This is a genomic window from Halomonas sp. BC04 (assembly GCF_000568385.1).
This window is the reverse complement of record NZ_AZQX01000247.1, coordinates 1-7878: the sequence shown is the minus strand read 5'-3', so window position 1 is coordinate 7878 and position 7878 is coordinate 1. Positions and strand designations below refer to the sequence as shown.

Here is a 7878-nt window from a genome sequence, read left to right as displayed (position 1 = left end):
CCCACCCCGACCACCAGGGGGCTCCCCTTGCGGGCGCCAACGATGACATCGGGTTCATCGGCATGCATCACCGCCAGGGCATAGGCGCCTTCCAGCCGTGCCAGCACCCGCTGCACCGATGCCAGCAGGCCGTCACCCTGCCGATACTCGCGCTCCAGCAGGTGCGCCACGACTTCGGTATCGGTCTGGGATGCGAAGAGATAGCCCGCTTCCTTGAGCTCGTGACGCAGCGCCTCATGGTTCTCGATGATGCCGTTATGCACCACCGCCAGTCGATCCCCCGAGGCGTGGGGGTGCGCATTGGCCTCACTGGGCTTGCCGTGGGTGGCCCAGCGGGTGTGGGCGATGCCGCAGTTCCCCGGCAGCGGCTCGGCGTCAAGTCGCAGCTCAAGTGCGGCAACCTTGCCCAGGGCCCGGCAGCGCTGCAGCCCCCCTGCAGCCAGTACGGCCATGCCAGCCGAATCATAGCCGCGATACTCCAGCCGACGGAGCCCCTCGAGCAGGATATTCTGCACATTGCGCTCGGCAACGGCACCAACGATTCCACACATGGGAGCTTCCTCAGTAATGCTTGGACTTGTTGGGACGCGGCCAATCCGCCTTGGTGACCTGCCTGCCACGGGAGACGGCCAGGGCATTGTCGGCCACGTCCTTGCTGATCGTCGATCCGGCACCCACGGTGGCGCCGCTACCCACGCTGACCGGAGCCACCAGGGCCGTATTGGAACCAATGAAGGCCCCGTCACCGATCTCGGTGCGATGCTTGTTGGCACCGTCGTAATTGCAGGTGATGGTGCCGGCACCGACGTTGACGTTGCGGCCCAGCCGAGCGTCACCCACGTAGCTCAAGTGGTTGATCTTGCTGTCCTCGCCCACCTCGACGTTCTTGGTCTCGACGAAATTGCCCACCTTGGCACCCACCGCCAGTCGCGAGCCGGGACGCAGCCGGGCGAAGGGCCCGATACGGTTGCGGCCGGCGATCACGGCACCGTCGATGACACTATGGGCCTCGATCACCGATTCGGCTCCGATATGGCTGTCGCGTATCACGCAATGGGGGCCGATACGAACGCCTTCACCGAGTTCGACGTCACCCTCGAAGACACAACCCACGTCGATCTCCACGTCATGGCCACAGGCCAGATGACCGCGCACATCGAGTCGCGCCGGGTCGAGCAGGGCTACGCCCTGGAGCATGAGCTGCTCAGCGATACCGGCCTGGTAGGCTCGCTCGAGGCGCGCCATCTGCAGGCGGTTGTTGACGCCTTCGACCTCCAGCGGGTTGTCGGGCTGGGCAGTGGCGATCGCCACACCGTCGGCTGCCGCCATGGCAATGACATCGGTCAGGTAATATTCGCCCTGGGCGTTGTCGGCGGAGAGTCGGGGCAGCCAGCGCTGCAGTTGAGCGGCAGTCATGGCCATGATGCCGGTATTGCATTCGCGCACAGCCAGCTCACGTTCGCTGGCATCCTTCTGCTCGACGATGGCCACGACCTCGCCGGCATCGTTGCGCAGGATGCGGCCATAGCCATTGGGGTCTTCGAGAGTCACGGTGAGCAGGCCCATGCGGGTCTCGGTGACCTGGTCGAGCAGGACCTTCAGGGTTTCGCGACGAATCAGCGGGACATCACCATACAGCACCAGCACCTTGCCCTTGCCGAGACCATCCAGCGCCTGGGCCACTGCATGACCGGTGCCCTTCTGCTCTGCCTGCAGGGCAAAGCGCACGGGATAGTCGCCGAGTGCCTGGCGCACCCGGTCCGCCCCATGCCCGATCACCACATGCATCCGGTCGGCCGCGAGCCGCCGGGCGGTTTCGATGACATGAGACACCATCGGCTTTCCAGCCAGGCGGTGCAGTACCTTGGGCAGCTGCGAGCGCATCCGCGTCCCTTGCCCGGCGGCCAGAATCACCACATCGAGGCTCATCTTGACTCCTTATCCTTGATCATTGCGTGTTGCAACAGTGTAACCGACAGCCAATATCAGCGCCCCCGGCCTGCTTGTATCAGCGAACCTCTATCTCCATCTCCTCCATCCGCGACTGGCCGAAGTGATCGGCAAAGGCAGGCGTGGCCACGCTGGACCAGCCGTCCTCCTCGCGGATCAGCATCATCACCTTGAGATCCTGACTCCGGGCCAGCGCCATACCCTCCTCGTCGCCCAGCACCATCAGCGCGGTCGCCCAGGCATCCGCCCAGGCGTTGGAGGGATGCGCCACGGTGACCGATGCCAGGCGATGATCGATGGGCCGGCCCGTGCGCGGGTCCAGCGTGTGGGAGAAGCGCTGTCCTTCCGCCTCGAAGTAGTTGCGATAGTCGCCGGAGGTCGCAATCGAGATGTCATGGACCGGCAAGATATGCGTCGCTTCCTGGCGATCGTCCAGCGGCGCCTCGATACCGATGCGCCAGGGCTGGCTCTCGGCATCGCGGTAGCCGCGCACGATCAAGTCGCCGCCAAGGTTGACCAGGTAGTGTTCGATGCCCTGACCATCCAGGTAGGCCCCCACCCGGTCTGTGCCATGCCCCTTCGCCACGCCACCGAGATCCACGAAGACGTCGCGCAGGCGACGGGCCTGCAAGCCGTTCTCGTCAACCTCGATGCTGTCGGGCCCCACCTGGGCCAGGCGTTCGTTGAGAGTCTCCTCGTCCGGTATCTCCCGAGGACGCGCCTCGCGCCGAAGCTCCACAGGTTGACCAGGCCACCGATAGTGACATCGAAGGCGCCGTCGCTGGCCTCGGCCACCGATCGGCTGATTGCCAGCACCTCGATCAGTTCATCGGAGAGCGGCTGCCACTCCCCCAAAGGCGACTGATTGAAGGCCACCAACTCCGAATCCTCGCGGTAGATCGACATGCTGGCATCCACGTCCTCGAGCACCTCCAGCAGGCCCTCCTCGAGCCGCTGTGCGTCCCCCTGGGTAAGGGGATCGCCTATGGTGACCTGGTAGAAGGAACCGAATATGGCGCCTTCGAGCTGTACCGGCGACTCCAGTGGACGGTCGCTTTCCGAGCAGCCCATCAGCAGCAACAGCAGCGCCGCCGAGGCAAGAATAGGGGGAAGTCGGCTCATGATGGTGAAGCTCTCCTCGAGAACAGCAGGGTTTCGCCTTGCGGCTACCAGAAGATCCATAGCAGCCAGAGGCCCAGAATGATGCGATAGACCACAAAGGGCTGCATACCGATCCGTTTGATGAAGGCCAGAAAGTAGTGAATGCAGACATAGGCGCTGATACCGGATATTACCGCCCCTAACAGTAAGGCAGAAACCGCGATGGGTTCAGGGTTCCGGACCAATCCGCTGACCTCCAGGCCACCGGCCAGCACGATCACCGGAATCGACATGAGGAAGGAGAAGCGGGCCGCGCCCTCCCGGCTCATCCCCAACAGCAGCGCCGCGGTAATGGTGATTCCCGAGCGTGATGTGCCGGGTATCAGCGCCAGCGCCTGGGCCCCGCCTATCAGGAGCGCATCCTTAAGCGTGAGTTGGTACTCACTTCGCCCTGCGCGTCGTTTCCAGTCAGCATAACCCAGCAGCAGACCGAAGCCGATCAGGCTCACGCCTATCACCAGCGGTGAACGCATCACGGTTTCGATGGGTGTCTTGAAGATCAGGGCAGCAAGCCCGACGGGAAAGGTGGCCAGCAGGACCCAGCCGGCCAAGCGCCCATCCGCATCCATGCCGCGACCGCGAACGTAGTCCATCAGGCTGTCGGTCATGCGCACCAGGTCCTGGCGAAAATAGACCACCACCGCCGCCAGGCTGCCGATGTGCAGGGCCACATCGAAGGCCAGGCCCTGATCCTCCCATTCGGTCAGCACCGGCACCAGGATCAGGTGAGCCGAGCTGGAAATCGGCAGGAACTCGGTCAGCCCCTGAACGAGGGCGAGAACGGCGACCTGGAGCCAATCCATATGGCAACCCCTTGAAGCAAGGCCGTCGGCAGCACGGAGGTGTCGACAGCATGAGTCGATTCGACGCGCTGAGGATACACGCCCGTCCATGACTTGTCCGCTGCGTTTCCATTTCAGTCTTTACCATCGAATCGCAGTTGATTACCCTCCCGACCGCGACTAGAATCTCGACGCCGTCAAATGGCGGCACGAACCCATTCCGAGGAATTTATGGAACCTCCCAGTCGATATTACACGACGGAATTTCCAGTTGAACGCGCTGTGTCCTTGAACCGCGCGCACCGGATCCTGCCAGCACCCAGTCGATAGGGTACTGATGGCTCCTTGCGTGCGAGCCTCGACGCGCGCAAAGGAGCCCTACCATGAGCTATGCCGTTCTCGCTGCGTCCCTGCGCAGCGCCATGCAGCGCAACGACCAGGAAACGATCCATCGCCTGATCGCCGAGATGCAGCCGGCCGACCTGGCCGATTTCGTCCAGCACGAACAGACCGATACCGTGATTTCACTGCTTCGCCACCTTCCCCTGGAGCGCCGTGCGGTGGCCTTCGGCTATCTCAGCGTGGCACTTCAGGAGGAGGTTGCCGCCACGCTGACCGACAAGAAGCTCGGCGAACTTCTCGAGCATATGAGCGCCGACGAGCGAGCCGATCTCTTCAAGCTGCTTGACGAAGACCGCCAGCAGGCGCTGCTGAACTCATTGGCCAAGGAGGCTCGCGAGGATCTACGCAAACTGGCCAGCTACGATGAAGGCACTGCTGGTGCGGTCATGACCTCGGACTATGTGGCGATCCCTGCCTACTACGATGTGAAGCGGGCATTGAAGACCATACGGAAAACGGGGGCCGAGGCAGAGACGATCTATCAGCTTTACTGCATCGATACCGCCGGACGTCTTCTGGGTACTGTCTCACTCCGTGAGCTGATACTGGCCGAAACCGATACCCAGATCGCCGAATTGATGACCGAAGACGTGGTCCACGTGACCACCACCACCCCTCAGGAAGACGTCGCCCGGCTGATCTCGCGCTACGACCTGCTCGCCCTGCCGGTCGTCAACGGCGGCGAACAGCTGGTGGGCATCATCACCTACGACGACGCCATGGACGTGGCCGAGGAGGAGGCCACCGAGGACATGCACAAGGGTGTGTCGGTGGGCAAGCTGGAGGGCGGCCTGCGCAGCGCCAGCCTGTTTGACCTCTACCGCAAGCGTATCGTCTGGCTGGTGCTGCTGGTCTTCGCCAATATCTTCTCCGGCGCCGGCATCGCCTACTTCGAGGAGACCATCGAGGCCTATATCGCCCTGGTGTTCTTCCTGCCCCTGCTGGTGGACAGCGGCGGCAACGCCGGCTCCCAGGCCGCCACCCTGATGGTTCGCGGCATGGCCACCGGCGACGTACGCAGCCGTGACTGGGCCCGGCTGCTGGGGCGTGAGGTCTTCGTGGCAATAGGCCTGGGCCTGACCATGGCGTTGGCCGTCTCGGTGGTGGGCGTATTCCGCGCCGGCACCGAGATCGCCCTGGTAGTGGCCATGAGCATGGTGCTGATCGTGATCGTGGGCAGCCTGATCGGCATGATCCTGCCCTTTATCCTCGACCGCCTGGGCTGGGATCCGGCCACCGCCTCGGCGCCGCTGGTGACCTCCATCGCCGATGCCTCCGGAGTGCTGATCTACTTCGCCATCGCCACCGCCGTCCTGGGGCTGCCAACCTGACGGCCTTCAACTCAAGGTGAGGGAGTGCGAGAATCACCCTGAGCCAACCTATCTCATCGACTGGATTCCCGCCTGTGTCAGAGACGTCCTGACGCAGAGGGAATCTGGAAGCCCATGGCTCTGCAGTACGATCGAGCAGGACACGACCATGAACACCACCAATGAACAGGCTCGACACAACCAGGAGGCCAAGCAGGCGACCTATATCGCAGCCTGGCTGGATGGGGTGCTGGGCCTTGCCAAGGTCATCGTGGGCACGCTGGTGGGCTCCGCCGCCTGGTAGCCGACGGTATCCACTCCTTCTCGGATCTCATCACCGACGGCTTCGTCCTGGCCGCCACCCATTACGGCCGGCAGGGGCCGGACCACGACCACCACTATGGCCATGGTCGCATCGAGACCCTGGCCACCTTGCTGCTGGGCAGCGTCCTCATCTTCGTGGCCGGGGCCATCGCCTGGTCCAGCCTGCAGCGCCTGTACACCGGCACCCTGATCTCGGCTCCCGGCATCTGGGCCATGCTGCTGGCACTGGTCGCACTGCTCGCCAAGGAGGCGCTGTTCCGATACACCATGGGCGTCGCCAAGCGAGTGAAATCCAAACTGCTCGAGGCCAATGCCTGGCACTCCCGCTCCGACGTGCTCTCGACGGCGGTGGTCCTCGTCGCCCTGGTCGGTGCGCAGTTCGGCATCGGCTGGCTGGATGCCATCGCCGCAGTCATCGTCGGTCTGCTGGTCGGAAAGGTCGGCTGGGACCTGCTGTGGGAGTCCGCCCGGGAGCTGGTCGATACCGCCCTGCCGGAAGATGCCCAGCAGGATATGCACCAGGTCGCCCTCGGTGTCCCCGGCGTGGAAGGCGTTCATGACCTGCGTACCCGCCAATCGGCAGGACACGTCATCGTCGACCTGCATGTGGTCGTGGGAGCACGCATCAGCGTGTCGGAGGCTCATGAAATTGGCAATGAGGTGAGCCGACGCCTGCGCCGGCATTATCCCGCACTCAGCGACGTCACCTTCCATATCGACCCGGAGGACGATGCCGGCGAAGGCGATCCCAGCCGCTTCCCCGGCCTGCCGCTGCGACCGGCAGTGGAACAGGCGCTGGCAGAACGATGGTCGTCGCTCTCCTGTTGGCCACACATCGTGGAGTATCGGCTTCACTACCTGGATGGAAAGATCACGGTGGTGGTATTCGTCGACGAAGCGCTGGAGACGTCGGTGGCGACCCGGCTTCCCGATCGACTCGCTGAACGGGCGAGCGACCTGCCCTGGCTGGGCGGGGTCGAAGCGGAAAAAGCCCTGGACTGACCCGATGACAGGCAGTTGACACCCTGGCACCGATCCCGGAGGGTATGCTTCCCCCCGCTATCCACTATCGAAGGAGACTCCATGGCCGCAGAGATGATCAAGCCTGCCGTCCTGCTCATCGCCATTCCCTTCTCCATACTGCTGACGGTCATCCTGGTCGTGGCGATTCGTTCGCTAATATCGCGGAGAAAGGATGATGACTAGCACCGCACTCGGACGAACCTTAATGCATGCAAAAGTCCATGCAACCGCAAGCGATCAAAGTCCCGTCAAGATCGCCGTTGCAATGGTGAAATAGATCAAGACCCCACAGGCATCGATCAGCGTCGTCACCAAGGGCGCCGACGCCGTGGCCGGATCCCAGCCTACCCGGTTGAGCAGGAACGGCAAGCACATGCCCAGCAGGCTACCGAACAGCACGATGACCACCATGCTCATGGCAACCACCATCGCGACTGCCTCCCCCCCACGCATCACGCCGATGGGGCTACCGCCAGTGCCATGGTAAGGCCCAAGGCCCCGGCTACCAAAAGCTCGCGACCGAGCAACTTGCTCCAGTCCTTGACCCCCACATCACCCGTTGCCATACCGCGTACCATCAGGGTCGCGGCCTGGGCACCGGCGTTGCCGCCACTGCCGATCAGCAGGGGTAAAAAGAAAACCAACGCTACCTGGGCGGCAATAGTGTCCTCGAAGTAAGCAATACCAGCACCGGAGAAAAGATTGGCGAAGACCAGCAATACGAGCCAAGTTACCCGCTTGCGGTAAAGGCTCCAGATCGGGACTCGGCTAACACCATCCTCCAACTGGCCGATGGACATCCCCTTGTGGAAATCCTCGGTGGCCTCGGATTCCGCCACATCCATGGCATCATCGTGGGTGACGATGCCCACCAGCCGCTCATCGTGGTCGATGACCGGCATGGCCAGCAGATCGTAACGCGATAT

4 protein-coding genes and 4 pseudogenes are annotated in these 7878 nt (G+C 63.2%); 3 read left to right on the top strand and 5 right to left on the bottom strand.

Annotated elements, in window-relative coordinates; translation table 11 throughout:
- From Q427_RS17230 to Q427_RS17215, 4 genes and pseudogenes are all read right to left on the bottom strand, one after another.
- Positions 1-551: pseudogene (locus Q427_RS17230) on the bottom strand (glutamine--fructose-6-phosphate transaminase (isomerizing)); the annotation flags it as partial.
- Between the two features lie 10 nt (positions 552-561).
- The gene (gene glmU, locus Q427_RS17225; protein ID WP_043516214.1) at positions 562-1929 is read right to left on the bottom strand and encodes a bifunctional UDP-N-acetylglucosamine diphosphorylase/glucosamine-1-phosphate N-acetyltransferase GlmU; all 1368 of its coding nucleotides are present in this window, start codon (positions 1927-1929) and stop codon (positions 562-564) included.
- Positions 1930-2008: 79 nt separating this feature from the next.
- A pseudogene (locus tag Q427_RS17220) lies at positions 2009-3072 on the bottom strand (FAD:protein FMN transferase).
- 44 nt (positions 3073-3116) lie between these two features.
- The gene (locus tag Q427_RS17215) at positions 3117-3914 is read right to left on the bottom strand and encodes an undecaprenyl-diphosphate phosphatase (protein WP_043516211.1); all 798 of its coding nucleotides are present in this window, start codon (positions 3912-3914) and stop codon (positions 3117-3119) included.
- 362 nt (positions 3915-4276) lie between these two features.
- Here Q427_RS17215 and mgtE point away from each other — a divergent pair, with 362 nt between their 5' ends.
- The 3 genes and pseudogenes from mgtE (at position 4277) to Q427_RS35515 (ending at position 7135) form a co-directional block, all read left to right on the top strand.
- Positions 4277-5626, top strand: a complete 1350-nt coding sequence (gene mgtE / locus Q427_RS17210) for a magnesium transporter (RefSeq protein ID WP_043516208.1) — start codon at positions 4277-4279, stop codon at positions 5624-5626.
- 148 nt (positions 5627-5774) lie between these two features.
- Positions 5775-6931, top strand: a pseudogene (locus Q427_RS17205) (cation diffusion facilitator family transporter).
- Positions 6932-7012: 81 nt separating this feature from the next.
- Positions 7013-7135, top strand: a complete 123-nt coding sequence (locus Q427_RS35515; RefSeq protein WP_269321273.1) for a hypothetical protein — start codon at positions 7013-7015, stop codon at positions 7133-7135.
- Positions 7136-7189: 54 nt separating this feature from the next.
- On the opposite strand, the pseudogene Q427_RS35510 reads toward Q427_RS35515, so the two are convergent.
- A pseudogene (locus tag Q427_RS35510) lies at positions 7190-7878 on the bottom strand (magnesium transporter); the annotation flags it as partial.